Raw genomic sequence first — 24,490 nt, 5'->3', positions numbered from 1 at the left:
ATTAGGGTCGCTCCTGCAAGGGAGCGGCCCTATTGACTACACTAAACTATTCAAATTTCGCTTGTATAAAGAGATTATTCAATGGCAGAAGCTGAACTCGATTATTACGAAGTTCTGGGTGTAGAAAGAACCGCTACCCAAGAAGAAATCAAAAAGAATTATCGCCGTCTGGCGATGAAATACCATCCGGATCGCAATCACGGAGATAAAGCAGCTGAAGAAAAATTCAAACAGGTCGGTGAAGCTTACGAGGTTTTGAGCGATCCTCAGAAACGTGCTGCATATGATCGCTACGGTCATTCCGCATTCGGAGGCGGTCAAGGCGGCTTCGGCGGATTTGAAGGCGGATTCGGAGGCTTCTCTTCTGCGGGCTTTGACAACATTAACGATATCTTTGCCGACTTCTTCGGTGGTCAGGCAAGATCTCGCGGCGGAAACCGAAATATGCGCCGCGGTGAAGATTTACAGTATGAAATCGAAATCACACTGGAACAAGCAGCCGAAGGTTATGAAACGGAAATTCTCGTTCCTACCTTGACAAAATGTGAAGAATGCGATGGCACCGGCGCTAAGAAGGGCACTAAACCTAAACAATGTCCGACTTGTCATGGCGCAGGCAGCGTAAGAGTAGGCGCAGGTTTCTTCCAAGTCGAACAGACTTGTCCTACCTGTCATGGAAAAGGCACTGTCATCGATAAACCGTGTCCGAAATGCCATGGGACAGGTTGGAAGGAAGAAAGGAAGAAGATTCAGGTTCAAATTCCTGCAGGTATTGACGACGGCCAGAAGATTCGTCTTGCAGGCCGCGGGTATCCCGGTGAAAACGGCGGCTCCAACGGAGACTTGTATGTTGTAGTTTCTGTTAAACAGCACGACATATTTGATAGAGACGGTGCCGACTTGCACCTTGAAATGCCGTTGAGCTTTGCTCAGGCCGCTCTTGGCGGCGAACTTGAAGTTCCGACATTGAACGGTAAGCTAACCTTGAAGATTCCTGAAGGAACTCAGTCCGGTAAGATTTTCCGTCTGAGAGGAAAGGGTATTAAGAGCTTGCGTACCAGCAATTTCGGTGACCTTTATGTTCATACAGCCGTTGAAACACCGGTTAACTTGACTGATGAACAAAAAGAAATTTTGAAGAACTTTGAGGCAACTCTCCATAAAAGTAAGAGAAGCCATCACGCACCTGAGAAAAAAGGATTTTTCGACAAACTAGGCGACTTGTTTAAGTAAGTTCGCTTGTCGTTTAATTCTCTCAGCCTCCATTGGAAAATGACTTTGGAGGCTTTATTTTTGTCCGAAGATGCTTGTTAATTAACTGCCCGAAACACTTTAGCGCTTTGGTCTTCCCAAAATTGCCGATATCCGAAAGATCAAGAAGTCAACGTAGTAGCCTGATTGGAACTTTTGGAGCTGGTTATGAAAGAAGATTTTAGTTGGGTTAACTTTTATCCTGCAGTTTGCAATGGCATAAAGAAATATGCATCAGACAGAAGAGCCTTGGTAGCTTTTCTTTTTGAGATACTTCCTGAAGAAACAACTTATTTGCATAATCCTGAAGGTGTAAAGGTTACGGACATTGATCCGTTCACTTTTCTTGGCGTTATGAACCGCCACATTTCTGATGCCAAGAAATCCTTAGTTGCTCAGGCTTTCAAAGAGTTCTTTGATGTAAAGGAACCGACACCTCAAAATTTTCATGGAATTCCTCCATTAAGCAATGAAAACTCAATGTTCTTTTCATTTAAGGACGGGAAAACTGCTGAGGACATTCAAAATCTTTGGAATTTTTTCCTTGCGTTGCTTGATAACAGCCAAGATGTCGGCTCAATGTTTGATCGCCTGACGACGACTCAGTATGGAATTAAGTTCAATTTGACGATTGGCATGTATTGGGTATGCCCTGATGTTTATTTTCCATTGGACGGTCCGAGCCGGCGGTTTTTGCAGGATCACGGTATCGCCGTGGGTCACAAGGTTCCTTCTTTTGCGGAATACAAAACGATTATTGAAGAGGTTAAGAGCAAAGTTTGTGAGAAACCATTTAATAAGGAAAGTTTTGCGAAAATAACGAGATCAATTTTCTTAAACGATATTGCTAAAAAATAACCGAAAGGCCCGATAGATGTCTGTGGAGATTCTGTATCAGAACGAAAGATTTGCTGTGGTGAATAAGCCTCCGAAAATGCTCGTGCACAAAACGGAAATTGCCAACGGCGATACAGAGTTTCTTTTACAGACTGTACGGGATCAACTCGGACGAAAGGTTTGGCCTTTGACTAGGCTTGACAGGGGTACCTCCGGAGCAATCATTTTTGTCTTTACTCCGGAAGATGTCGCTTTCTTTAATGCAAATGCCAGTATCGAGAAATTCTATTGCGTGGTTGCAAGGGGATTTTCTCCTCTAGAAGGTACTATCGATCATGCTCTCCGTCCGCCGGTTGACCCGTATTTAAGAACTCAAAAAACGGAACCGCAGGCAGCTGTCAGTCACTTCAAAACAATTGCGGTCGGTGAGGTGCCGGTTCCATTAGGAAAATATGACAAAACCAGACTGTCGCTTATCCGGCTCTGGTTGGAAACGGGACGACAGCACCAGATTCGTCGTCATCTGAAATGGCTTGCTCATCCGGTAATCGGTGATGCGACATACGGTAAAGGAAGTCTCAATAGAGCACTGTATGATTATTTTGGAATATCCAGAATGCTTTTACATTGTGCCTTATTGAAAATCCAGCTTCCCGGTGCGGCTTTGCTGACTGTCCAAGCGCCGCTAGATGATGAATTTAAAAAGGTTCTGGATCGTATGGGGTGGTCAGAGGACTACAAAACGGATATTGATGCATTGAGTTAGGGAAAACCTTTTTTAGTTTTTTTCTAGTGGGCAATTTTTCGCAATATATTTAAGAGGTATAACTTTTTTACCTCAACCATCATGAAAAAAATTATCTTCCCATTGGCCTTGGCCGCAGTGGCTATGGCTGTTTCCACCGTTTCAATGGATGTCTCCGCTCGCTCTTTAGCTCAGATTAAAGAAAGCGGAGTTCTTAAAGTCGGCTCTACCGGCGATTACAAGCCAATGAGCTACCTCAATAAAGAAACCGGCAAATATGAAGGTTTCGACGCTGAAATGGCGGAATCTCTGGCTAAATATTTAGGTGTTAAGCTCGAGTACGTTCCGACGAAGTGGAAGACTCTTCAGCAAGACACAATGGACGATAAGTTTGACGTGGGCATCAGCGGTATTACTGTTACCGACGCACGCAAGAAAGTGATGACCATGTCTGACGGCTATCTCACATTCGGCAAAACTATTCTTGTCACTAAAGGCAAAGAAGGACAGTTTAAGTCTCTCGCTGATGTCAACAAGCCTGAAGTTAGAGTCATGTACAACCCAGGCGGAACAAACGAAAAGTTTGCTAAAGAATCCACTCCGAAAGCTCAGCTCACAATGCATGAACATAATGCTGAGATTCCGGGCTTAGTCGGTGAAGGTAAAGCTGACGTCATGATTACCGAAACGATGGAAGCTCGCCGTTATGTCAAAGACAATCCTAAGCTGGCAGCTCCTTTAGTTGATAAGCCGTTTACGGAAAATCATTTCGGCGTTTTGATGAAACAAGGCTATCCGAAACTTGAAGAAGCAGTCAATGACTGGATGAAGAAGGTCAAGGCTGACGGAACAATGGACAAGTGGGAAAATCAATACATAAAATAAGATTTAATTGATCCAAAAGAGGAGCCGAAGGCTCCTCTTCTCAACTCTCATGGAGTATTTAGGATACTTCAATTTCTGCTATTGAAGCGGTTCAATATCAAAAACGTCCACGGATTTTGGCTGGACGACATCTTGATGGACTTCGCCTTGAACTTTAACCGGAGTGTTTTGGGAAATAACTTGTCCGACCATCAGTTCTTCCGGAACGTGAACAATGATCTTACCGGTCGAATCTTGGAATATATAGTCTTCGCCTCCGACAGCTTCAATCAAGTTGCCGTCTAGTTCGACGAGTTCGAAAGGAACGCCTCTGACGCCAACATCTTGAACTGTCTTATCGACTGGGCCGCTCCCGTTGAAAGCTGCCGTTTCGACTCCCTCAGCTTGCGCATTACCGAGAACAAAGCCAAGGCCGAGCAAGCCGGTTGCAATAAGTGTACGTAATTGCATTCAGGTCTCCTTAAAAGTAAAAACCTGAGGGTCAAGATAGATTTTGAGAGTGTAAATAACGTTACCAAAGACCTTTTTCGGGCTATGGGACATAGGTTATTACGGTTTCCAACAAAAGGAGAGAATTCGTTACAGAGCGCTGTCCTGAAAAAAACGCTGCTTTGGAATTTCTCCTCAGCAGCGTGTTTCTCTCTAATTCTCTTGGACTTTCTTTTGTTTCTTGGAAACAAACCAAGTAAAGAACACGGGAATAAAGAACGTGGTGATGAAGGTAGCTGCTAACATTCCGCCAAGCACGCCTGTACCCATGGATTGTCTCGCTGCGGCCCCGGCTCCGGTGGCGGTAGCCAGAGGGATGACGCCGAGAATAAACGCCATGGAAGTCATCACGATTGGTCTGAGACGCAGTTTGGCAGCTTCTAAAGCAGCCTCTCGGACAGATTTGCCTTCATGCATCAGTTGAGAGGCGAACTCAACAATCAAAATTGCATTCTTTGCTGTCAAACCTACCAATACCAACAATCCGATTTGGAAATAGATATCGTTGTTGAATCCTCTGAAGTAAGTGGCAATAAGAGCACCGAGAATGGAATAGGGAACGGCCATAACCACGGCAATCGGGAGCGACCACCGTTCAAACTGTGCTGCCAAGATAAGGAACACAATGATCATGCCGAAAGCAAAAGCACTGGCCGAAGAGCTGCCGATGCGCTTCTCATGGAATGCTTGACCAACCCACTCAAGATGGTAGCCGCTTGGCAAGTTGGCACTGTGCGCTTCCACCGCGGTAATGAGGTCGCCGGTACTGTAGCCTTGCTCGGACTGTACGTTCATTGAGCCTGCTAAGAACCCGTTGACTCTTTTCAGAGATTCTGGTCCTGAGGTTCTTTCTACCTTTGTTAGTGCCGAGAGAGGAACCATTTGTCCGGTCGAAGAACGTACGTAGAGTTCCCCGAGAGCTTCAGGAGTCATTCTGAATTTTGCATCAGCTTGGATATAGACACGGTAAATCTTACCGATTCTTGTGAAGTCATTAACATATTTACCGCCCATAAAGTAAGCCAGAGTGTTATAGACATCTTTAATCGGAATATTCATGGCCAGAGCCTTGGCTTCATCAACTGTTAGGAATAACTGCGGAGCATCCGCTGATACCATGGAGCGGGCGCTGCTGACGGAATCTTCCTTAACTAGAGCATCTCTGAAGTCTTGAGAGACTTGTTGAAGAGCCAAAGGATCGTCGCTTTCTCTGGACTGAATATAAAAATCCAAACCACCGGCTCGTCCTAATCCTCGGATAGGGGCAGGATTAACGGCTTGACCGGTTGAGTCTGATCGCTTGTTGATGAGATTTTGAAGTTTCTTGATGACTTCATTGGAAGTAATGCTTCTTTCTTCCCAAGGCTCTAACTGGACTAAAAATGTAGCGGCATTCGACTTAGTATCGTTTGCAATTGTGTCATTGGCAACCAGAACCGTGACCTGATGTACTCCTTCAATTTTGCGTATATCTTTAGAAATTTCATCGACCGTGACACCGGTACGGTTTAATGAAGCTCCCTCAGGAAGCTGGATCGCAAGGCGTGCCATTCCTTGGTCTTCCTTTGGAACAAAAGAGGTCGGAACAATCTGCAGAAACTCCCAAGAACCCCAAATCGCAATAAGCAAGGAAAGTGCTGCAAGCCATTTATTGCGAAGGAAAAAAGCAACTCCCGAAACAAAGAAACTTCTAAAGGCATTAAACCCTTGGTTGAAATAATCAAATATCTTCAGCGGCCTGTCTTTACGCTTGAGCAGAATGGCGCATAAAGCCGGAGTAAGGGTCAGAGCAACGAATCCGGATAAAACAACCGAAACGCCGATTGTTACGGCGAATTGTCTGTAAAGTTCACCTGCAATGCCTCCTAAGAAAGCAACCGGCGTAAATACCGTACTCAAGACCAAAACGATGGCAACAAGAGCACTGCCGACTTCTTTCATCGCCTTCTTACTGGCTTCCAAAGGGCTGAGATGTTCCGTGACCATTAAACGTTCAACGTTTTCCAGCACCACAATGGCGTCATCCACAACAATACCGATAGCCAGCGTCATCGCAAACAATGTCAGCGTATTAATGCTGAAGCCTAATGCCCAAAGCCCCGCTAAAGTTCCGATTAAGGAAACCGGCACGGCAAGCATCGGAATGATTGTGGCGCGCCAACTCTGCAGGAAGATATAGACGACAAAAAGGACGAGTAAAGCAGCTTCAAATAAAGTTTGAAGAACTTCGCTCAGAGCCGCTTCCACGAAGAGAGAATTGTCATCGGTAATGGTATAAGCAATATTTTCCGGAAAGCTTTGTGAAAGCTCCTTAAGCTTTGCCTTGACATCTTCAGCAGTTTGCAGGGCGTTAGCACCGGGCTGAAGATAGACGGCAACGGTAATGCTTGGATAGTCATTCAGGCGGTTGTAGGCTTCATAACTGCGGTTGCCGACTTCTACTCTGGCAATGTCCTTAATTCTCAGAATACCTTCTGCACCCTTTGAAACCAAAGTGATGTTGCCGAACTCTTCCGGTGTTAGAAGCTGCCCTTTGGTTCGAATGGTATAAACGAGCTGTTGGTCATCTTCATTAGGTGCGGCACCGACTTTACCTGCCGCATATTGCATGTTTTGTTGGTCAATGGCGTTATGAACGTCCATTGCGGTAATGCCGAGCTGCCCCATTTTCTTTGGGTCGAGCCAAATTCTCATGGCGCTCTGAGAGTTTCCGAAAACGTCTACGTCGCCGACGCCCGGAACTCGCTTAAGGTCGTCAATAACGTTTAGATTGACAAAGTCTGCCAGTTGAATGTTCTTCAGTTCTCCGTTGGGAGAGTAGAAGGGCACAATCATGAGAGTTTCTTCACTTCTCTTTCTAACGTTGACGCCGCCTTGACGAACCGTCTCAGGAAGCCGTCTTTCCGCAGATCGGACGCGGTTATTGATTTCCAGCATCGCATCATTAGGATCGGTTCCGACTTCAAAAGTACAGGTAATACGGACAGTACCGTTGGAGCGAAGAGATGTTTCGTAATACAGAAGACCTTCTACGCCGGATAGTTGATCTTCAATCGGGGCTGCCACGGTTTTTGCTAATGTCGCGGCGTCTGCTCCTTCATAGGTGGCGGAGACGAATACAACCGGAGGCGTAATTTCCGGATATTGTCCTACAGGCAGAAATCGGCCGGCCAAAAGACCTGCAATCACAATAATGATTGACATTACCGAGGCAAAAATTGGCCGGCGGATGCAAAATTGTGAAAGCATAATTATTTCTTCCCGGAAGCGTTATTGTCAGACACCTTATTTACGGCCGCTTTGTCTTTGAGCCTCTGGATATTGTCAATGATGACTTCGTCTCCGGCTTTAAGACCGCCCGTCACAATCCAGTCTTTTCCTGACCATTTGCCGACTGTGATCGGAGTAGCTCTGGCTTTATTGTCTTTTAACAGGTAAACGGAATAGGTTCCGTCAGACAACTGACGAATAGCTTTCTGTGGGATAAGGAAAACGCCGTTCTGCATGCCTAGAGTAAGACGTACTGTGACGTATTGACCGGGGAGCAGTCCTCCGACAGAAGGAATTTCTGCACTTAAAGAACGGGTTCCGGTTTTTGGATCAACCTGGACAGACGTAAAGTTGATTTTTCCCTCGACGGGCTCTTTTAATTTGTCATTAAAAACAAAAACCGGCGAATTTTCATTGATTTCGTAACCATGGAGTTGGCTGTCGCTTAACGAGAATCTGGCCTTCAAAACGTCTTCTTGAGTAATATCCGTTAACTGCGTGGAATTGGCCTGCACTAAAGTTCCGGGATTAACTAAGGAGCGACCGGCAACTCCGTCAACAGGAGCCTTGACCGTTGTATATCCAAGCGTGATTTTTGCTTCTTTTTCTTTTGCCAGAGCAGCTTGTAAATTCGCCTTGCTTACTTCATAAGAGGAAACTGCGTCTGTGTATTCTTTGCTGCTTACGGCTTTGACTTTGTGAAGTTCCGTATATCTTTTTGCTTCTCTTTGGGCTTGTTTTAAATTCGCCTGAGCTTGCTGTGCAGCGGCTGCCGCACTTTCATAAACAGCTTCGAAGGGAGCCGGATCAATAATGAATAAGGGCTCTCCTTTTTTGACGGCCTGTCCTTCACGATAGACTCTTTCCAAGATAGGACCGGTTACCTGAGGATAAACCAACACGGCTTCATTGCCTTCGGTTTGACCAAAAACTTCGACCCAATAAGGTTGATTTGATGGTACTGCAGCTAAAGTATGAACAGGAATTGGTTTGGCTTTGGGTGCTGTTTTTTTCTCTTCTTGACACCCGCTCAAAACCATAGAGAGGAGAACTGCTCCAAAAATGCCACAACGGAAAAATTTATTCATGATTGTTTTGGATTGAAGGTTTTGATTGCCAAGGATAACGCATTTGAAAGTCTCATTCCTTCTAGAGATCCGCGGTTGCAAATTGAAAATAAATTAACGAGATTCAATAATATCCCACGCACTCACGATGTGCGGGAAGGTTATGAAAAACAAACGTGAAAAATAATGAATTTTCGGTGTTTACCCAAACAGAAAAATGAAACTCGTTGATTTTTGAAGTTGATATTTTCTATTGGTTAATTAGAGGAAGCTGATGAGCTGAAGGAGATTTGTGGGCAGAAAAAAGGTGCGGAGGTCAGCCGCACCGATAATAAATTAAATATCCATATTTAGTTCTTGAATCTCTTTAGTCTTCCGATGAATCTCTTTTAGAAGTTTTATCTGCTGCTCGAATTTTTCTTTTTCCTGTTTAATCTCATCTTCACTTGGTAAAGGGAATGCTATCTGGCGAAGATCTTCCATCTTCAAAAGAGGGGCGCGAGTGCCGATGCTCAAGCTATTGAACCTTTCTTGAAGAGCTGAAGACCGAAGAAGTCGCATCAGGTAGAAAGGAGGTAAAAGCTTTTTAAATTCATCTTTTACTCGGAAAATAACAAAGCAGGAACTAGCTGTGCAGCCCTTATCCGGATATGTCCATAACCCGCATTTCCAGTTTCCGCTCTTGATGCAAAGGATAACGTCTTCTTCTTCGAGGGTAGCTTGCCATGCTCTCTTTTCTCCTTTCTTGGCAACGAACAGGGTTTTTTGTGGCATTTCAATAAGACCGATTTCATCGATATCTTTGGGCAGAACTTCTTTTACGGTCATTGTCCAATTATCATCATCTGCGGGAATTTCTTGAGCCCTAATGAGTTCTACAATCTCGCTTAGACGCATGAGATTTTCGGGCTTAACCTTAGAAAACAAATCGTTGCTTTTTGAGGTGTAACGCTTAGGATTCAAATTAAAGTCATTCTGAATTAGCTCTTCTCGACTGGCAGAACCCGAATTTTGTGATCTCTCAAGCAGATCAAAACTTTCTAAGGAATCGTGCAATGTTCGTTTTCTGGTGAGAAAAGTCTTCTGATTTGATTTATCAATGAACCAAACTTCGTTTTCTGTACTCGGCGTGTTCAAGATCAAGAGTGCGAAATCACATCCCGAGTCGCTAACTGAATTCGGCGGAAGCATGATGACTGCTTTTAGATTATTTCCTCCGATCAAGTCTTTCCGAAGCTTTCTGTCCTCTGTTGTTCTCATCCAAAGTAACGGAGCAGGAATCAAGAAAACCAGAGGGGCGGAAATAGCTCTCATAAAGGGTTCAATATTGAAACCGGCTGCATCGGGATTAGGAAAAACAAACGCTCCGGCATAGGTTTTCCCGTTTGTCGAAAATGTCGAACCCTCTTGGTTCACGGCGATATTCCGCTTAATCTTTCCTTTTGTGTTTTCAGCACTCACGATTAAGTCGAGAAATTCTGAGGATAATTGGTAAGAAGCGGAGAAGGGCACATAATCAACTTGTTTGCCTCTCAAAGCCAGGGCAAAAGCGGTAGTCAGTCCGATATCTCCGAAACAAAGGAATTCTTGCTCATCCGGAACCTTCAGATTTAAAGGTGACAAACAAAGCGAGATAGAGTCGGCAACAGGTCTTTGTAAATAGGAAAATAGTTTGTTGAACAAAGATGTGTATTTCAAGACACTCCAGGCGCTTTTGGCTGGGGAAAATGATGATTCTGAAGTGCCGGACACACTATGAACAAGTTCCAAAATATCCTCTTGCTCCTTTAAAGGCATTTTGCCAAGCAAGAAAGTAGCTTTGGAAATTTGAACTTCGTAATCAGGAAGCTTTTCTTTAATGGCCGAGAAGAAGTTCGTGAGATTGCTGCTGAGGCTTTTAAATTCTATTTCATTTAGCCGAGCCAATGCCCTGAAAGCAATGACAGCTAAGGCAAGATTCATATTCTGTAAGGAAGGATTCATACTGACGCCTTATATTGTTGTTATGAAAATGAAAAAATTACGTAAGGGAGGTATCTATTAAATATTTAGGTTTAATAAGCCTAAATATTATCATAACTTCAATTTTTTGTCGGTTTTCCTTACCGGCGAAGAGGATCGGGAATAAAGCTCCAAGGCACAAAAAAATCCTCCCGAAGGAGGATTCATCGCAGCGCAAAACTGGATTATTTAATAATAGCGATACCGATAATGACCCAGAACAACAAGAAGAAAGTGTCAAGAGTCATAAGAATAATCGGTGTCCAACCAACTTCTTTTAACTTACCTAAAGAAGTCTTAAGACCAAGAGCGCCGATAGAAATCAAAATGAACAATCTGGAGATTTCACCCATTGCATTGGAAACTTCGGTTGGAATAGCGCCTCCGACGTTTAATCCGGCTAAAACAATGAACCAGATCAAGAACGAAGGAATGTTCTTGTACCAAGGCTTAGCGGCTTCTTCAGCTTCTCTGTGTTTCTTAGAAGCAAAAAGAAACATGAAGATGATGAGCATTGGAATAATCATCGCAACTCTTAGCATCTTGGTCATGCTGGCAATTTCCAAACAATCCGGACCAATCATGGCACCGGCACCGACTACCTGAGCGACGTCATGAATGGTGCCTCCGAGGAAAATACCGGCATCAACATTATTGTATCCAAGCATAGTGCAAATGCTTGGATAAATAATCATCGCTAATGTTGACAATGCGGTAACAACAACGACGATTGCCAACAATGCTTGTTCGCGAAGCTGACTCTTGTTAAGTGTTGCAGCCAAAGCAATAGCGGCAGATGCACCGCAAATTGCAGTGGATGCACCAGCCAATGCTGCCTCAGCAGTAGGCCACTTGAAGAATTTGTTGATTATTACACCGAAAATAACGGTGCAGAAAACACCTCCGACAATAACTACAAGTAATGCGGGAGATAAAAGACTAAGTTGCTCTGCAGAAATTTTTGCACCAAGCAGAGCCACGCCGATTCTTAAAACCGTAGTGGCGCAGAAATGGATGCCGCCTAACGTTCTCTTTTCTTCAGAAAGAAAATGAAAGGCCATTCCAAACAGAAGCGCGAACAAAACGGCAGGGCCACCATACTTCTCGGAAACATAAAGTGCAGCTGCACCAATAATGACCGCAATTAGGGTCCCCCTCCATCGGGACTCAAGCCAGACTTTCGTTCTGCTAACCATATAACCTCCTAACACACAGGGGAGGTCTTGGCTTTTAACCACTCCTGTGTTTCAATATCATCAATAAGTAGTGGAGAAAGTTTTTTCCACACGGCGCTATGGTAAGCGTTTAGCCAGTTAATTTCATCGGCTTGGAACAATTTTGAGTTAACAAGTGTCAAATCGATCGGACAGAGACTAAGAGTACGAAAACCTAAGAAGCTTCCGAACTCGCTATCCCCCACAGGAATAGCGACTGTTAAGTTTTCGATCCTAATTCCCCATTTTCCTTCACGATACAAACCGGGCTCATTGCTGGTAATCATGCCCTTTTTCATTTGAGTTCTATAGGTTACTAATGAATTAACCCCGTTTGAAACGCGAGGATAGCTAATTCGCTGAGGCCCTTCATGGACATTCAAAAAGAAGCCAACGCCGTGGCCGGTTCCATGCCCATAGTCGGCTAAATCTTCCCAAATTGGTGCCCTTGCTGCTGTATCTAAGATTTGTGATGAAATGTTTTCCGGAAAGATTAACTTGGCAAGGTTGATATGTCCTTTTAAGACTGCCGTGTAATCAGCCTTCATCTGTTCGGATGCTTCGCCTATCGGAACTGTTCGGGTAATGTCCGTTGTTCCCTCAGGATACTGAGCCCCCGAATCAATCAACAAAAATCCGCTGCCTTGTATTTTTACCGGCTTGTCGTGATCCGGTTGGTAATGCGGGAGCGCTGCATTTGGTCCGAAGGCACAAATAGTCTTGAAGCTGGAACAAAGAAAGCCGGTCTGCTCTTTTCGGAATTCCAGAAGTTTTTCGGCGCACGATTCTTCCGTTAATTCTCCGCTGTCTTTATTTTTATCAAGCCAACAGAAAAATTTTGCGAGAGCAACCCCGTCTTTCAGCATGGCTTCATCGATAAGCTTGACCTCTTGAGGAGTTTTTCTGGCCCTTAAAAGTTCCACAATATCTTCTCCCTCGATAGGAGAAGAAAATTTTTGAAGTTTCTTTGCAATTAATGCGTTAGTGGTGGATGGCGAATAAAGAACTTTTTCTTCTTTATCCAAAGAGCTCAAATAATCAGAAAACTCTTCATACGGCCTAAAATTAACGTTCTTCAGAACGAGGTTGACCGCCAGAGGGACGGAGATGCTCTTTTCATTGACAAAAATTGCCAAACCGTTTTCTACGTCATACATTCCGAATGAATAGAAAACAGGAGTTTCCGGCAGATCATTGCCTCTCAGATTTGTCAGCCACGCAATGTCTTCCAGACTGGTGAGCAAGAGCTTTTGTGCACCTTCCTTCTCAACAAGAGGCTTTAATATCCCAATTTTGTCTTTGACGCTTCTGGGACTAATTTTGTGTTCAAAAATCGGGCTGAAAGAGACCTCCGGCCTATCTTCTTTCCAGACAACATCAAAGGGATCCTCTTCTAGAAGAACTAACTTGATGCCGGATTTCTGCAGTTCTTTTTCCAAAATGTCGGCATCTGCTGCACTAATAAAGGCCGCGGGGACTCCGACGGAAGAGTCAGAAGATAAGTTTTTTCTCAGCCATGCGCTTTCCTCTGATATCAACCTCCCTTGGGCTTTGATAAGAGAAATTCCCGTGTCTGCGAGTTGTCTTTCTGCCTGAATCCAATATCTGGAGTCAGTAAAAAGAGCCGCTTCTTTTTTAGTGACGATCGCGTCTCCGGTTGAGCCTGTGAATCCTGTTAACCATTCACGAGAGGCGTAATGTTTATCTAAATATTCGGAAAGATGCGGGTCGGCGGTAGGAACAATCAGAGCATCAAGCCCTTTTTCTTCCATGTATGTGCGAACAAGACTGAGTTTATCTTCTGCCCGAAGTGTCATTAATATACCTTTCTAATTTGGATGCTCAATGGTGTGCCGCTTTCATTGGATTCGACTACTTGTTTTCCAATATTCATTTTTTCAATACGCCATCCGGCATCTCTGAGTTCATTGAGAGTCGCTTCTACGTCAAGGTCAGGACATTCGAATTTAAAGCCCGCAAGCTTTTCACCGGCTGAAAATAATTCCACTCCCTTGCATTCCGTTTGCGTTCTTACCGGAGAGTCAATGAGGGGATCGAGGCCTGCTCGATCCACATGGGGGATGAACGCTTGACGATAGGAGTCGCCGGTTGTCGAACATGCGGCTAAAAACAGAACGGCTAAAGAGGATGCCAGTATCAGAATTCTTCTAATCATTTAATTTTTTGTCCAATAATTTTCTGTGTGCTTGGCGTAAAGCATGCTCCGTTGTTTCCCAGTCGATGCAGGCATCTGTAACGGAAACACCGTATTTAAGCTGAGAAAGATCTTCCGGAATCGGTTGATTGCCTTCATGAATATTGCTCTCAAGCATTACACCGCAAATTGAAGTATTTCCATTCACAATCTGGGTGATGCAGTCTTTTAGAACAAAAGGCTGAAGGGCCGGGTTTTTCATGCTGTTGCCGTGTGAGCAGTCAACAATTATGCGTTTTTCCAAACCGGCTTTTTCCAGCTCTTTTTCCGCAAGCATGATGCTGACGGTATCAAAGTTCGGTCTTCCGCCGCCACCGCGCAGCACTAAGTGGCTGTAAGCATTTCCTTTAGTTTTGATAATGGAGCTTTGGCCGTTTTCGTAAATTCCGAGGAAGTAGTGGCTGTGGCGGCTTGCTTTGATAGCGTTGATAGAAGTTGCGAGCAACCCATCGGTGCCGTTCTTGAATCCGACCGGTGCAGACAAGCCGCTGGCCATTTCTCGATGGGTTTGGCTTTCGGTTGTGCGCGCGCCGATCGCATACCAGCTGATTAATTCACCGAGATACTGAGGACTGAAAGGATCGAGCGCTTCGGTTCCGACTGCTAATCCCATCTCGTTAATCTTAAGCAAAAGCTTGCGGGCCTCAAGCATTCCTTCAGCCATATTGAAGGAATTATCCATGTGCGGATCGTTGATGAAGCCTTTCCAACCTGCAACGGTTCTTGGCTTTTCGAAATAAACGCGCATGATGGGAAAAATGGTCTCGGAAATATGGTCCGAGATAGAAAGCAATCTCTCCGCGTAATCTAAAGCAGCCTTAGGATCGTGAATAGAACATGGGCCTGTGATAACGATCAAGCGATCGTCTTGACCATCAAGAATATTCTTGACAGCTGTACGTCCTTTGGCCACGTTAGCTGCTGCCGCCTCAGTTAAAGGTGCCATGGTTTTGATTTCCGCCGGAGTCGGCATCGGGGAGAAGCCCTCAATGTTGACGTCTTCAAGCGAAAATCCTGCAGAGCGTTTCACTTCATTTAATTCTGGTTGTTTCATTCTGTTTTCTCGTTTCGGAGGTTTTGCCCGAGGCTCTTCTTCTTGAACCGCGAGGACTTTTGTTCTTGATCTTGTCCATTTTAGAGGCTGAGTCTCGGTTTTTGGCGTTTCTTGGCGCTGATTTACCGGTCCGCGGACTGCTTTTCTTCCGAGAAAGTCCTTCAGAGCCCGAACCGGAGCTTTCTTTATAGTTATCGTAATTAAGGCCGGGAAACTCAGTAGCTCTTAATGAGGTCTTTAAGAATTTTTCAATTGCCTTGAAACGAGGAAGCTCTTCACTGCTGACTAAAGAATAGGCTTCTCCTTCAAGGCCGGCTCTGCCGACTCTACCGATGCGGTGAACATAGTCTTCTGCCTGTTCGGGAAGTTCGTAGTTCACTACCTGAGGCAGCTTTTCAATATCCAGTCCTCTTGCGGCAACATCCGTAGCCACGAGGATCGGTAGTTCGCCATTCTTGAATTCTTCTAAAGCAGTGCTTCTATGGTTCTGGCTTTTATCGCCGTGAATGGCTTTTGCTTTAAAGCCGTCTCTGAGGAGCTGCTTGCATAGTTTGTCGGCGCCGTATTTTGTTCTGGTAAAGATTAGTGTTTGGTTCCATTGATTATCGACAATCAAATCACGGATGACATCTGCTTTGGCCGTCTTTGGAACCTTATAGAAAGTTTGACGGACAAGGTCGGCAGTTTTGTTTCTGGAAACTTCAACGCTTTCCGGATTATTAAGAAACTGAAGGCTGAGTTTTTTAATTTCAGGAGAGAAGGTGGCTGAAAACAACAAGGTCTGGCGATCTTCCGGTAAAAACTTCATGATGCGTTTCAGGTCAGGAAGAAAACCCATGTCCAGCATCCTGTCAGCTTCGTCCAGGACAAGAGTATGGGTTGAAGAAAGCTTGGCCATTCTTTGGGCAATGAGATCGAGTAAACGTCCCGGAGTGGCAACCAGAAAATCCGTTCCTTTGGCTAAGGCCTTCTTTTGCGGATTGATGCCTACACCGCCGTAGGCCAAGGCTACTCTGACCGGAAGGTTGCCTTTGAGCATTTCAATGTTTTCTGCAACTTGAGCCGCTAATTCGCGGGTCGGAGTAAGAATCAAAACTCGAGGAGAACACGGCTGATAATTCGTCGGGTCTTTTTCAATTTCATTAAGCAAAGGAAGTACGAAGGCCGCTGTTTTCCCGGTGCCTGTTTGAGCTGCTGCGAGCAGATCTTTTCCTTGTTGAATAATCGGAATGGCCTGTGCCTGAACCGGGGTAGGTTCCGAATATCCATTCTTAGTGACGGTTTTCTGAAGATTTTCCGAAAGTCCAAGATTATCAAAGCGTACGGACATGATGTTCTCCTTTTTTACCATTCAAAGTCTAATTTCGAATGTTTCTCATTCTGAGAGATCGTCTCACCACGGGTAATCGTAAAAGTTCACAATGTAACCATCTAGTTAGAGGAGTAATTTCCGATGTTTGGTATTGACACACAAGATCTCCAAGACCTCAAGATTGTTGATGTGAAAGTAGGTACCGGTGCTGAAGCTAAACCCGGTAACTTAGTTCGCGTCCATTACACAGGATGGCTTGAAGACGGTACTAAGTTTGACTCCAGCCTCGACAGAAACGAACCATTCGAATTCCCGCTCGGCGCAGGTATGGTAATTCAAGGTTGGGATCGCGGAGTCGCAGGCATGAAAGTCGGCGGAGTTCGCCGCCTCTTTATCCCGGCACAGTGGGCTTACGGCGAAAGAGGAGCCGGCGGTGTAATTCCTCCTAATGCAACATTGATCTTTGAAGTTGAGTTGTTAGGCGTACAGGACAACGGTAAATGGCAGCTTGAAAAAGATGTGATTGAACCGGTCCAGCAACAGCCATAATCAACAAAATCTAGTTGAAACGCAGGCCTCAATTGAGGCCTGTTCTGATCTGGCGAATTAGATGTTGATTTTTTCTGCCTCGAAGTGAATGCTCGGAGCAGTTATTTCTTTTTGGGCCTCAATAAGAGGCAAATCAAGAGATCCTTTCGGGGTAAGTTTCACCAGCATGTAAAGCGTGGATACGGCATGTTCCAGAGCTTCTTTTAGATTATTTGCCCGCAAAAGAGTACCGAAAGCCACCGAAGTAAACACATCTCCTTGGCCTGCTACGGCCGTGACGGTTCCGGTAGTTCCTTCTTGTTCTCCGGCCATCTTGATAAATGGTGTCTTGACAATCCAGGCCTCATATTTTGTGACGGCTAGGGTATCAATTTCATTTTCCGGAACGTCCGGTGTCCGAAGGCTGGTCACAAAAACGGTCCGACAGCCGTGAGAGCAGAAAAGCTTTCTTGCAGTAGCCACGGCATCTTCACGGCTGGTTAATTTTTTGCCGCTGAGTAATTCCAGTTCGAACTGATTCGGGGTTGTGATATCGGCAATACCTTGAAGCAGTTCATCTTTCATAAATCCCTGAATTTCCGGTCTTACGTAAACGCCCGGGCCGGTATCTCCGAGAACCGGATCACAGCACCAAAGAGCTTTCGGATTAGAAGTTTTTATTTCTTTGGCTAAATCTAAAATAATCTCTCCGGTTTGAACATCGCCTAAATAGCCTGTAAGAAGTCCTTCTATCTTAGGAAACAGCTCTCTTTCTCTAAGTCCTTGGATGACGTCAAGCAGATGTTCTTTGCTGAAAACGGCACCGCGAAAAGTCGGATGGCCTGTATGGTTGGAGAATTGAACCGTGTTAACGACGATCGGAGTAAATCCCATGAGCTGTAATGGAAAAACAGCAGCTGTATTTCCCACAAAACCGTAAGCTACATGCGACTGCATCGTTAATACATAGCGTGCCATATCTAAATCCTGTTTTTCAATTAAAAAATTCCTAAGACACCGAGGATACCGCCGGCGGCAATTAGCAGAATTAGCGGAAATTTGGTCTTCCATACGATGATCGTGACGATCGCTGCCCACAATAAAAGTTTGTAGTTATCCAGATTGCCTTGAAGTAGGAGATATCCCGTAGCGAATAATAAACCAATTGCAACAGGTGCAAGCCCGGCTTTATAGGCTTTGATATTTTTGCTGTCGGCATGATTGCGGACAAAACGGCCCGCATAAAGAGCAATCAAGGTGAAGGGAACGCAGGTGCCTGCGAAGGTCGCAAGACATCCTAAGGGGCCTGCGGCTGCCCATCCTAAAACGGCGGCAATTAGAACGTTCGGGCCGGGAAGAGATTGACCGAAAGCCACTGTTGCGGCAAATTGTTCCGGTGTGAGCAGCCCGCTGCTTTCTACTAAAAAAGAATACATGCCCGGCAGGCTTGCCATGAAGCCGCCGATAGCAAAAATAGAAATCAGAAAAAAGTTGCCGAACATCAACAAGAAGAGAGTCGGAGTCATTTTTTAAGCTCCTTGTTGGCTTTTGGAACGATGCGGTAGAGGGCCCAGAAAAAGGCCGGAATCCCTACGAGAGGCAAAACTTTGATCATTGACATCTTAAACAGTCCGACTGAAATGAATGTCACGGCAAGAAGCAAAATCCAAACGGGTTTGCCGATGATGTTGCTTTTGATGTTCGGTACTAATTTAATGGCTGCACCGATGACCATACCGGAGGCCGAGGCTGCCATTCCTGCCAGCGCTGCTGAAACGACGGGATTGGAGGCATACTGTTCGTAAATGACGAATACGGTCAGCATCAATGTTGCCGGAAAGGTAATCATGCCCAAGAATGCCGCCAAAGCACCGCGCCATCCGAAGTATCGGTCTCCGAGCATGACGGAAAGAATCATGATGTTCGGTCCGGGAAGAACTTGCGAAACCGTTAGCATTTCCAGAAATCGCGGCATTGTCAGCCATTGCTTTTGGTCGACTAAAAATTGCTGTGCAATTGCAGTTGATCCTCCGAAGGCTTGCATGGCCATGCACGTGAAGGACCAAAAGATGTCCCAACAGTTCTTTGGTTGTTTTATAGAAGAGGGTTCTTGAGGCATTCTTTTTAGGTTAAATAAGAATTCTAGTTAACCTAAAAGTGTAATGCCGCAATTTTGCAATAAAGAAAAAGTGACTAATTTTGGAAGGCCGACAATTCCTGAATAACTGCCGTTGAAGGATTTGACAAACTTAGCAGCTCCTCCTTGAATGGCGTAGGCACCCGCTTTGTCCATCGGTTCCCCCGTGGCAATATATTCTTGGATTTGGTCTGCAGAAAGCTCCCGGAATTGCACTTGAGAGATAGAAGTATCCTGAAGAAGTTTTCTGTTTTTGTCTATTACGGCGACAGAAGAAATGACACGGTGAGTTTTTCCGCTCAGTTTCTTTAAAGTTTTAAAAGCATCGGCTTTGTCAACCGGCTTTCGAAGGATTTCTCCGTCTAGTTCAACGATTGTGTCGGAAGCGAGAACGGGCAATCGAGTCATTCCGGCCGTTTGAATATAGGAGTCGACGGAAAGGGCTTTTTCTGCAGCGACGCGTGTAACGTAGTCAATTGGCTCTTCATTGGCTAAAGGTTCCTCGCTCACGTCGTCAGTCGGATTCAGCAACACCTCAAAATTCAATCCCCACTGAGAAAGAAGTTCTCTTCTTCTCGGCGATTTTGAGGCAAGATAAAGTTGAGCGGGATTATGCACTTTAAGCTCGGTGATACGGATGGTTGTGCAGCAGAGACCAAGAACGGTAGATCTGTTCCAATATCAAAACGCGAACCATCGCATGGGGAAGGGTAAGCGAAGATAAACGAAGCATCAGCTCTCCCTCGGCCTTTAAATGTTTGTCCAGACCGTCGGCTCCGCCGATCACGAATACTACCGTTCTCCCCTGGTCGTTCCAGCTATTGAGCTTGGATGCCAGTTTGACGCTGGTGAGATCGACTCCTCGTTCGTCGAGAATAACCAAAACGGAGTTCTTGGGAATAGCGGATCGAATTCTTTCTGCCTCGGCCTGCATGATTTTTTCCGTTGTTTTGGTATTTCTATCTTCGGCTTTTAGGGCTTTGACTTCTACGTTCCAATCTTTCGGAAAGCGGCGAAGATAGTCTTCGCAGGCGGTGTTGGCCCAGTCAGGAAGTTTCTGTCCGATGGCGATAACAAGGACTTTCATTCTTCTTCTGAATCTTCAGACTGCTTTTCGAGCATTTTCAGCTTGACCGGATGTGCACCCCAAAGCTCTTCAAGGTTGTAATAAGCTCTGAGAGCCGGCTGAAGAATGTGAACGATGACATTGCCGCAGTCAACTAAAACCCATTCTCCGGTTTCTAACCCTTCAATAGCTACGGCTTCCCCGCCGTTTTCCTTGACTTCACAGAAAACGTGGTGGCCCAATGCTCGTGCCTGACGGTTGGAGTTAGCGCTGGCAATGATGACGCGGTCAAATAATGCGGTTTGTTTTGTGGTGTTGAATACTTGGATGTCCTTAGCTTTTACGTCTTCCAAAGCATTCACAATAATTCTTTGAAGTTTTCTAATATCCATTAACTTTTCCTGAGAATCAGTATTTCTATTGTATTCAGTTTCAAACTATTAAGTTGAAACATTTTGATTTTTTGAGCCGGAAATCGTTATATTCATAATTCTGATTCTGACCAAACGTGCGGACAAAAATTACATGTTTCTTCTCGTTCCTTCTGCCTTTCTAATTATTTATGCGGTTTGCAGCGGAGTGCTGCCTCTGAAGATTTCTTACGGATGGAAAATTCTTCTGGGATTAGTCATCGTTCTTGCCGGCTTAAAGTATCCCATCTATACAGCGGGAGGCGGAACGTGGCTGACTCCTTCTGTTTCGAAAGAAATGATGATTGTCATGGAAGCGGCGTATGGTGCCTTGGTGGTTCTGGTTTTTCTTCTTATCCTGAAAGATATCGCTTCCATTGGATTGTTTTTGTTGAGGAAATGGGGCGTAGTTATCCCATTTTCATTTAATAAAAATTCTTTTTTATTTGCTTTGATGGGCATTGCTTTGTTAGCCGGTCCCTACGGATGTTGGCAGGCGATAAAAGTTCCGGATGTCCGAGAGCAGACGATAACAATTAAGAACCTTCCTGCTCAATGGAAAGGTTTGAAGATTGTCCAACTGAGCGATCTTCATATCGGAGCTGTACAGGGCCGAGAGTGGCTGACGGAAATTGTCCGAAAGGTTAATGCTTTAAAGCCGGATTTAGTTTTAATTACCGGAGATTTTGTTGACGGCAGAGTCAGCCGAGAATTGCCGGACTTGGAAGTTTTAAAAGAATTGAAGTCTGCATATGGAACGTATGCTGTCCCCGGCAACCACGAGTACTACTCCGGTTATCAGGCTTGGATGGACGCACTTCGAGGCTTAGGAATCCATATGCTTGAAAATGATTCTGCAGTGCTTGTTAAAGATGGATCACCTTTAGTTATCGGCGGTACGACTGATTTCGGAGCTTCGAGATTTAATATGCTCCCTCCGGATTTGCAGCGAACATTCGAAGGAACCCCGGCAGGAGCAGTTCGAATTTTGATGACTCATCAGCCTAAGACGACTTATCGGAGCAATGAAAGATTCGAGCTTCAATTGTCAGGTCATACCCATGGCGGTCACCTTCTCTTTATGTATCCCCTAGTCGGTTATTTCAATGACGGGCTCGTGTTCGGTCTTTATGAAAGAAACGGGAAACAAATTTACGTCAACAGAGGGACAGGTCTCTGGAACGGTTTTTCCATGAGATTAGGCGTTCCATCCGAAATTTCCCTAATTAAATTGGAAGGTTAGCTTCATTCTTAAGCATTATCTTGTTGATTTTTAATTGTTTCAAAGTGGCTTCTGGTTGTACCTCATAACGTTTTGGCGGTACTTAATTAATAATTAAGTTCAGGTAATCAATTCGGTTACTTAAATCGTCAAATATGTATTCGTAGAAATACACCTCGAGGAGCAGAAATGTCACAAGAACATCAACCTATTTGTACTCAAGAAACTAAGGATCTAATCGCTAAGTTAAGAGCTTGTCCTGCGGTCGAAAAAGGCCTTGCTCAAGCGGAAGAACAGCATCAGCAAAGAATCAACGAACAGGTTCAACTGACCGAAGTTCCGGCACCTCCTTTCCATGAGGAAGAAAGAGCTAAAGTTTTTGCTCAGCTTCTGGCTGCCGCTGGCATACCGGACGTGCATCAAGATGAAATCGGCAATGTTATCGGAAGACTTAAAGGGACCGGAAACGGACCGACATTGGTAATCGGTGCTCATATCGATACCGTCTTCAAAGAAGGTACGCCGATTAAAGTCACCCAAGAAGGCACCAAATATTTTGCCCCCGGAATTTCCGATGATGCCGCCGGTTTAGCTTCTTTGCTTCAGGTTGCCCGCTCCATTACTCAGCAAGGAATCAAGACTGTCGGAGATATTGTTTTTGTAGGAACTTTAGGAGAGGAAGGCAACGGAGACTTGCGCGGATGCAAAGCGCTCTTTAAAGCAAAGAACGATTACGACGGAATGCTTGCAATTGACTCTGCAAACGTTCACAGAATTCTCAGAGGAAGCGTAGGCTGCAAACGTTTCCGCGTAATTTTCGAAAGTTTAGGCGGTCACAGCCTTCACAAGTTCGGTATTGTCGGCTCTTCCATCCACGGGCTGGCTCGTGCAATTACCAAAGTAGATGATCTTCAGGTTCCGACTGATCCGAAATGCACTTTCAACTTCGGTGTTATTAAAGGCGGTACAAGCGTCAATGCCATCGCAGCGCGTGCAGAAGCCGAGCTTGATATTAGAAGCGTAGACCAGCCGTCCTTGGAAGCTTTTGTTGAAAGAGTCCTCAAAGCCATTCAAGAAGCCTGTGATGAAGAAAACAATCGCTGGAATCTTGAAGGAGAAAACGCTGTCCGCTTGATCATTGAACAAATCGGGGACAGACCGGCCGGGGCAAACAAAGATGATGCTTCAGTCATTCAAGCTGCTTACGGAACTCTCGAGTCCTTGGGCATTTCTTTGGACAAATACACTTTAGCGGCAACTGACCAGAATGTGCCTCTTTTCTATGGTCTTCCTGCTACAACATTGGGAGCCGGCGGGGTAGAAGCCAATAACCACTCTCTGAGTGAATGGTGGGATGCTGAAGGCGCTTTCCAAGGTCCTCAGGTTGCCTTCTTAACTGCTTTGACTTTGGTCGGCGTAGACGGTGTCACTGAACCTTTATTAGAAAAACAACCTCGATAATCTCAAACTGAAAGGAAAAAACTATGCTAAGTATTGGCATTGTTATCGTTTCAATTCTTGCGGCGGCGTATCTGATTTTCAAAAAATACTACGCTCCCGGCGCGCTTTTGTTTGTCGGTCTGGTTACTTTGGCCGTGGTTGCCGTTATTAGTCCGGAGCCTTTAATTACCGGTAAAAAAGCTACGCATTTAGCCGGTCTTGATGTTATTCAGATCTTTACTAATCTGCTTCAGACCAGAACTGCCGGTCTCGGCATGAATATCATGGCTATTGCCGGCTTTACCTATTACATGGATAAAATCGGTGCTTCAGGTGCTTTGGTTCGACTTAGCGTTAAACCTCTAAAGATGATTAAGGCACCTTACATCGTGATGGTTTTAGGTTTCGCACTCAGCTTGGTGCTGAATGTTTTTATTCCTTCGGCAGCTGGCTTGGCACTGCTTTTGATGGTATCACTTTATCCGGTCATGGTTATGGGTGGCATTTCTCGTCAATCTGCCGCGGCTACCATTCTCGCGGGCGGATGTTGCTGCTTCGGTCCTTCGGGCGGTAACAATCTTTTGGCCGCCGAATTGACCAAAATGCACGTCATGGATTTCTTCCTGAATGTTCAATGGTCCGTTGGCTGGGCGGCTGTTATTGCCATGCTAATCGCTCACTTCTTCATCCAACGCTGGTTTGACAAACGAGACTTGGCTAAAGGCATTTTGACCAAAGAAGATTTTGAAGTTCCGCAATTAACCAAGGAAGATTCCAAAGCGATTAACGCGCCTTTGTGGTATGCCTTTTTCCCGCTGATCCCGGTTATTCTGCTCTTCGTCTTCTCTCCGCTTGTCTATAAAGGCATCAGAATGGAAGTCGTAACAGCTTTGCTGGTTTCTACGTTCATCTCCTTATTCTGCGACGGATTAAGAAGAATGAACTTGAAAGAATCTATCGGTACCTTGAAGACTTTCGCTGAAGGTATGGGCAAAGTGTTCACTTCCACTGTATTCCTGATTGTGTGTGCCGAAGTCTTTGCTGCAGGTTTAACAAAGTCCGGCGGTATTTCGGAAATTATTAACTCCGTCTCAGGTATGCAGGCAGGCGGTTATGCGGTATTTACGGTGATGTTCCTTATTGTTGTGGGATCCGCCTTCGTGATGGGTTCAGGCAATGCTGCCTTCTTCAGTTTTGCGCCGATGATTCCTGACATTGCCTCAAAGGTTGGCCTTAATGCAGCGTTCATGATGTCGCCGTTGCAGTTAACCAGCGGCATGGCTCGTTCTTCCAGCCCGATTGCAGGTGTGACCATCGCGGTCGCCGGCTTAAGCGGACTCAATCCCA

At 45.2% G+C, this 24,490-nt stretch carries 23 protein-coding genes; 8 read left to right on the top strand and 15 right to left on the bottom strand.

The window, feature by feature from the left end; translation table 11 throughout:
* Window positions 1–81: 81 nt before the first annotated feature.
* From dnaJ to RDK53_RS07830, 4 genes are all read left to right on the top strand, one after another.
* On the top strand, window positions 82–1,233 hold the full coding sequence (dnaJ, locus tag RDK53_RS07845; protein WP_308514062.1) for a molecular chaperone DnaJ: 1,152 nt from the start codon (window positions 82–84) through the stop codon (window positions 1,231–1,233).
* A 186-nt stretch (window positions 1,234–1,419) separates the two neighbouring features.
* A complete protein-coding gene (locus RDK53_RS07840; protein ID WP_308514061.1) occupies window positions 1,420–2,109 on the top strand; it encodes an AAA family ATPase in 690 nt (229 codons plus the stop codon).
* A 16-nt stretch (window positions 2,110–2,125) separates the two neighbouring features.
* The gene (locus RDK53_RS07835) at window positions 2,126–2,854 is read left to right on the top strand and encodes a pseudouridine synthase (protein WP_308514060.1); all 729 of its coding nucleotides are present in this window, start codon (window positions 2,126–2,128) and stop codon (window positions 2,852–2,854) included.
* Window positions 2,855–2,935: 81 nt separating this feature from the next.
* Entirely contained in the window at window positions 2,936–3,718 is a 783-nt protein-coding gene (locus RDK53_RS07830) for a transporter substrate-binding domain-containing protein (RefSeq protein ID WP_308514059.1), read from the top strand.
* 78 nt (window positions 3,719–3,796) lie between these two features.
* On the opposite strand, the gene RDK53_RS07825 is transcribed toward RDK53_RS07830, so the two are convergent.
* The 9 genes from RDK53_RS07825 to RDK53_RS07785 form a co-directional block, all read right to left on the bottom strand.
* Entirely contained in the window at window positions 3,797–4,168 is a 372-nt protein-coding gene (locus tag RDK53_RS07825) for a NirD/YgiW/YdeI family stress tolerance protein (protein ID WP_308514058.1), read from the bottom strand.
* A gap of 192 nt (window positions 4,169–4,360) precedes the next feature.
* Window positions 4,361–7,456 carry a multidrug efflux RND transporter permease subunit gene (locus RDK53_RS07820; RefSeq protein WP_308514057.1) on the bottom strand — a complete coding sequence of 1,032 codons (3,096 nt, stop codon included), beginning with the start codon at window positions 7,454–7,456 and terminating at the stop codon, window positions 4,361–4,363.
* A gap of 2 nt (window positions 7,457–7,458) precedes the next feature.
* Window positions 7,459–8,565 carry an efflux RND transporter periplasmic adaptor subunit gene (locus tag RDK53_RS07815; protein ID WP_308514056.1) on the bottom strand — a complete coding sequence of 369 codons (1,107 nt, stop codon included), beginning with the start codon at window positions 8,563–8,565 and terminating at the stop codon, window positions 7,459–7,461.
* 315 nt (window positions 8,566–8,880) lie between these two features.
* Window positions 8,881–10,527 (bottom strand): N-6 DNA methylase, encoded by a 1,647-nt coding sequence (locus tag RDK53_RS07810; protein ID WP_308514055.1) that lies wholly within the window; start codon window positions 10,525–10,527, stop codon window positions 8,881–8,883.
* A 203-nt stretch (window positions 10,528–10,730) separates the two neighbouring features.
* Entirely contained in the window at window positions 10,731–11,741 is a 1,011-nt protein-coding gene (locus tag RDK53_RS07805) for a putative sulfate exporter family transporter (RefSeq protein WP_308514054.1), read from the bottom strand.
* A gap of 8 nt (window positions 11,742–11,749) precedes the next feature.
* Complete coding sequence (locus RDK53_RS07800; RefSeq protein ID WP_308514053.1) at window positions 11,750–13,576, bottom strand: aminopeptidase P family protein; 1,827 nt, start codon at window positions 13,574–13,576, stop codon at window positions 11,750–11,752.
* Window positions 13,576–13,935: a hypothetical protein gene (locus tag RDK53_RS07795; protein WP_066593912.1), complete on the bottom strand. Its 360-nt coding sequence runs from the start codon at window positions 13,933–13,935 to the stop codon at window positions 13,576–13,578. Before RDK53_RS07795 ends, RDK53_RS07800 begins: the two co-directional genes overlap by 1 nt.
* The gene (locus tag RDK53_RS07790) at window positions 13,928–15,028 is read right to left on the bottom strand and encodes a 3-deoxy-7-phosphoheptulonate synthase (RefSeq protein WP_308514052.1); all 1,101 of its coding nucleotides are present in this window, start codon (window positions 15,026–15,028) and stop codon (window positions 13,928–13,930) included. The genes RDK53_RS07795 and RDK53_RS07790 overlap by 8 nt, the downstream gene beginning before the upstream one ends.
* On the bottom strand, window positions 15,006–16,358 hold the full coding sequence (locus RDK53_RS07785; RefSeq protein ID WP_308514051.1) for a DEAD/DEAH box helicase: 1,353 nt from the start codon (window positions 16,356–16,358) through the stop codon (window positions 15,006–15,008). The genes RDK53_RS07790 and RDK53_RS07785 overlap by 23 nt, the downstream gene beginning before the upstream one ends.
* A gap of 123 nt (window positions 16,359–16,481) precedes the next feature.
* Here RDK53_RS07785 and RDK53_RS07780 point away from each other — a divergent pair, with 123 nt between their 5' ends.
* Entirely contained in the window at window positions 16,482–16,889 is a 408-nt protein-coding gene (locus RDK53_RS07780; protein WP_374041579.1) for an FKBP-type peptidyl-prolyl cis-trans isomerase, read from the top strand.
* A gap of 57 nt (window positions 16,890–16,946) precedes the next feature.
* Here RDK53_RS07780 and pdxY read toward each other — a convergent pair whose 3' ends face one another.
* The 6 genes from pdxY to rsfS are packed head-to-tail and all read right to left on the bottom strand — an operon-like array spanning window position 16,947 to window position 20,463.
* Window positions 16,947–17,846, bottom strand: coding sequence for a pyridoxal kinase (gene pdxY, locus RDK53_RS07775; RefSeq protein ID WP_308514050.1), 900 nt, complete (start codon window positions 17,844–17,846; stop codon window positions 16,947–16,949).
* A 20-nt stretch (window positions 17,847–17,866) separates the two neighbouring features.
* Window positions 17,867–18,394: a chromate transporter gene (locus RDK53_RS07770; RefSeq protein WP_308514049.1), complete on the bottom strand. Its 528-nt coding sequence runs from the start codon at window positions 18,392–18,394 to the stop codon at window positions 17,867–17,869.
* Window positions 18,391–18,987 (bottom strand): chromate transporter, encoded by a 597-nt coding sequence (locus tag RDK53_RS07765; protein ID WP_308514048.1) that lies wholly within the window; start codon window positions 18,985–18,987, stop codon window positions 18,391–18,393. The genes RDK53_RS07770 and RDK53_RS07765 overlap by 4 nt, the downstream gene beginning before the upstream one ends.
* A gap of 27 nt (window positions 18,988–19,014) precedes the next feature.
* Complete coding sequence (locus tag RDK53_RS07760) at window positions 19,015–19,623, bottom strand: nucleoside triphosphate pyrophosphatase (RefSeq protein WP_308514047.1); 609 nt, start codon at window positions 19,621–19,623, stop codon at window positions 19,015–19,017.
* 1 nt (window position 19,624) lies between these two features.
* Window positions 19,625–20,092, bottom strand: a complete 468-nt coding sequence (gene rlmH, locus RDK53_RS07755) for a 23S rRNA (pseudouridine(1915)-N(3))-methyltransferase RlmH (RefSeq protein ID WP_308514046.1) — start codon at window positions 20,090–20,092, stop codon at window positions 19,625–19,627.
* The gene (gene rsfS / locus RDK53_RS07750; protein WP_308514045.1) at window positions 20,089–20,463 is read right to left on the bottom strand and encodes a ribosome silencing factor; all 375 of its coding nucleotides are present in this window, start codon (window positions 20,461–20,463) and stop codon (window positions 20,089–20,091) included. The genes rlmH and rsfS overlap by 4 nt, the downstream gene beginning before the upstream one ends.
* A gap of 133 nt (window positions 20,464–20,596) precedes the next feature.
* On the opposite strand from rsfS, the gene RDK53_RS07745 reads away from it, so the two are divergent.
* From RDK53_RS07745 to dcuC, 3 genes are all read left to right on the top strand, one after another.
* Entirely contained in the window at window positions 20,597–21,724 is a 1,128-nt protein-coding gene (locus RDK53_RS07745; RefSeq protein WP_308514044.1) for a metallophosphoesterase, read from the top strand.
* A gap of 168 nt (window positions 21,725–21,892) precedes the next feature.
* Window positions 21,893–23,164 carry a M20/M25/M40 family metallo-hydrolase gene (locus RDK53_RS07740; RefSeq protein ID WP_308514043.1) on the top strand — a complete coding sequence of 424 codons (1,272 nt, stop codon included), beginning with the start codon at window positions 21,893–21,895 and terminating at the stop codon, window positions 23,162–23,164.
* A gap of 23 nt (window positions 23,165–23,187) precedes the next feature.
* On the top strand, window positions 23,188–24,490 hold a 1,303-nt coding region (gene dcuC, locus RDK53_RS07735), incomplete at its 3' end, for a C4-dicarboxylate transporter DcuC (protein ID WP_308514042.1).

This window comes from uncultured Turicimonas sp. (genome assembly GCF_902477955.1).
Lineage (GTDB): Bacteria > Pseudomonadota > Gammaproteobacteria > Burkholderiales > Burkholderiaceae_F > Turicimonas.
Note: the sequence above shows the minus strand (reverse complement) of the source record. Positions and strands in the feature narration are given on the sequence as shown.

What these genes read in the sequence shown, in the direction of transcription:
- RDK53_RS07770 (WP_308514049.1), bottom strand. Translation starts at nt 18,394, where the DNA reads ATGACTCCGACTCTCTTCTTGTTGATGTTCGGCAACTTTTTTCTGATT.
- RDK53_RS07820 (WP_308514057.1), bottom strand. Translation starts at nt 7,456, where the DNA reads ATGCTTTCACAATTTTGCATCCGCCGGCCAATTTTTGCCTCGGTAATG.
- RDK53_RS07810 (WP_308514055.1), bottom strand. Translation starts at nt 10,527, where the DNA reads ATGAATCCTTCCTTACAGAATATGAATCTTGCCTTAGCTGTCATTGCT.
- rlmH (WP_308514046.1), bottom strand. Translation starts at nt 20,092, where the DNA reads ATGAAAGTCCTTGTTATCGCCATCGGACAGAAACTTCCTGACTGGGCC.
- RDK53_RS07800 (WP_308514053.1), bottom strand. Translation starts at nt 13,576, where the DNA reads ATGACACTTCGGGCAGAAGATAAACTCAGTCTTGTTCGCACATACATG.
- dnaJ (WP_308514062.1), top strand. Translation starts at nt 82, where the DNA reads ATGGCAGAAGCTGAACTCGATTATTACGAAGTTCTGGGTGTAGAAAGA.
- RDK53_RS07790 (WP_308514052.1), bottom strand. Translation starts at nt 15,028, where the DNA reads ATGAAACAACCAGAATTAAATGAAGTGAAACGCTCTGCAGGATTTTCG.
- RDK53_RS07765 (WP_308514048.1), bottom strand. Translation starts at nt 18,987, where the DNA reads ATGCCTCAAGAACCCTCTTCTATAAAACAACCAAAGAACTGTTGGGAC.
- RDK53_RS07840 (WP_308514061.1), top strand. Translation starts at nt 1,420, where the DNA reads ATGAAAGAAGATTTTAGTTGGGTTAACTTTTATCCTGCAGTTTGCAAT.
- RDK53_RS07795 (WP_066593912.1), bottom strand. Translation starts at nt 13,935, where the DNA reads ATGATTAGAAGAATTCTGATACTGGCATCCTCTTTAGCCGTTCTGTTT.
- pdxY (WP_308514050.1), bottom strand. Translation starts at nt 17,846, where the DNA reads ATGGCACGCTATGTATTAACGATGCAGTCGCATGTAGCTTACGGTTTT.
- RDK53_RS07740 (WP_308514043.1), top strand. Translation starts at nt 21,893, where the DNA reads ATGTCACAAGAACATCAACCTATTTGTACTCAAGAAACTAAGGATCTA.
- RDK53_RS07745 (WP_308514044.1), top strand. Translation starts at nt 20,597, where the DNA reads ATGTTTCTTCTCGTTCCTTCTGCCTTTCTAATTATTTATGCGGTTTGC.
- RDK53_RS07830 (WP_308514059.1), top strand. Translation starts at nt 2,936, where the DNA reads ATGAAAAAAATTATCTTCCCATTGGCCTTGGCCGCAGTGGCTATGGCT.
- RDK53_RS07785 (WP_308514051.1), bottom strand. Translation starts at nt 16,358, where the DNA reads ATGTCCGTACGCTTTGATAATCTTGGACTTTCGGAAAATCTTCAGAAA.
- RDK53_RS07780 (WP_374041579.1), top strand. Translation starts at nt 16,482, where the DNA reads ATGTTTGGTATTGACACACAAGATCTCCAAGACCTCAAGATTGTTGAT.
- RDK53_RS07815 (WP_308514056.1), bottom strand. Translation starts at nt 8,565, where the DNA reads ATGAATAAATTTTTCCGTTGTGGCATTTTTGGAGCAGTTCTCCTCTCT.
- RDK53_RS07825 (WP_308514058.1), bottom strand. Translation starts at nt 4,168, where the DNA reads ATGCAATTACGTACACTTATTGCAACCGGCTTGCTCGGCCTTGGCTTT.
- RDK53_RS07805 (WP_308514054.1), bottom strand. Translation starts at nt 11,741, where the DNA reads ATGGTTAGCAGAACGAAAGTCTGGCTTGAGTCCCGATGGAGGGGGACC.
- rsfS (WP_308514045.1), bottom strand. Translation starts at nt 20,463, where the DNA reads ATGGATATTAGAAAACTTCAAAGAATTATTGTGAATGCTTTGGAAGAC.
- RDK53_RS07835 (WP_308514060.1), top strand. Translation starts at nt 2,126, where the DNA reads ATGTCTGTGGAGATTCTGTATCAGAACGAAAGATTTGCTGTGGTGAAT.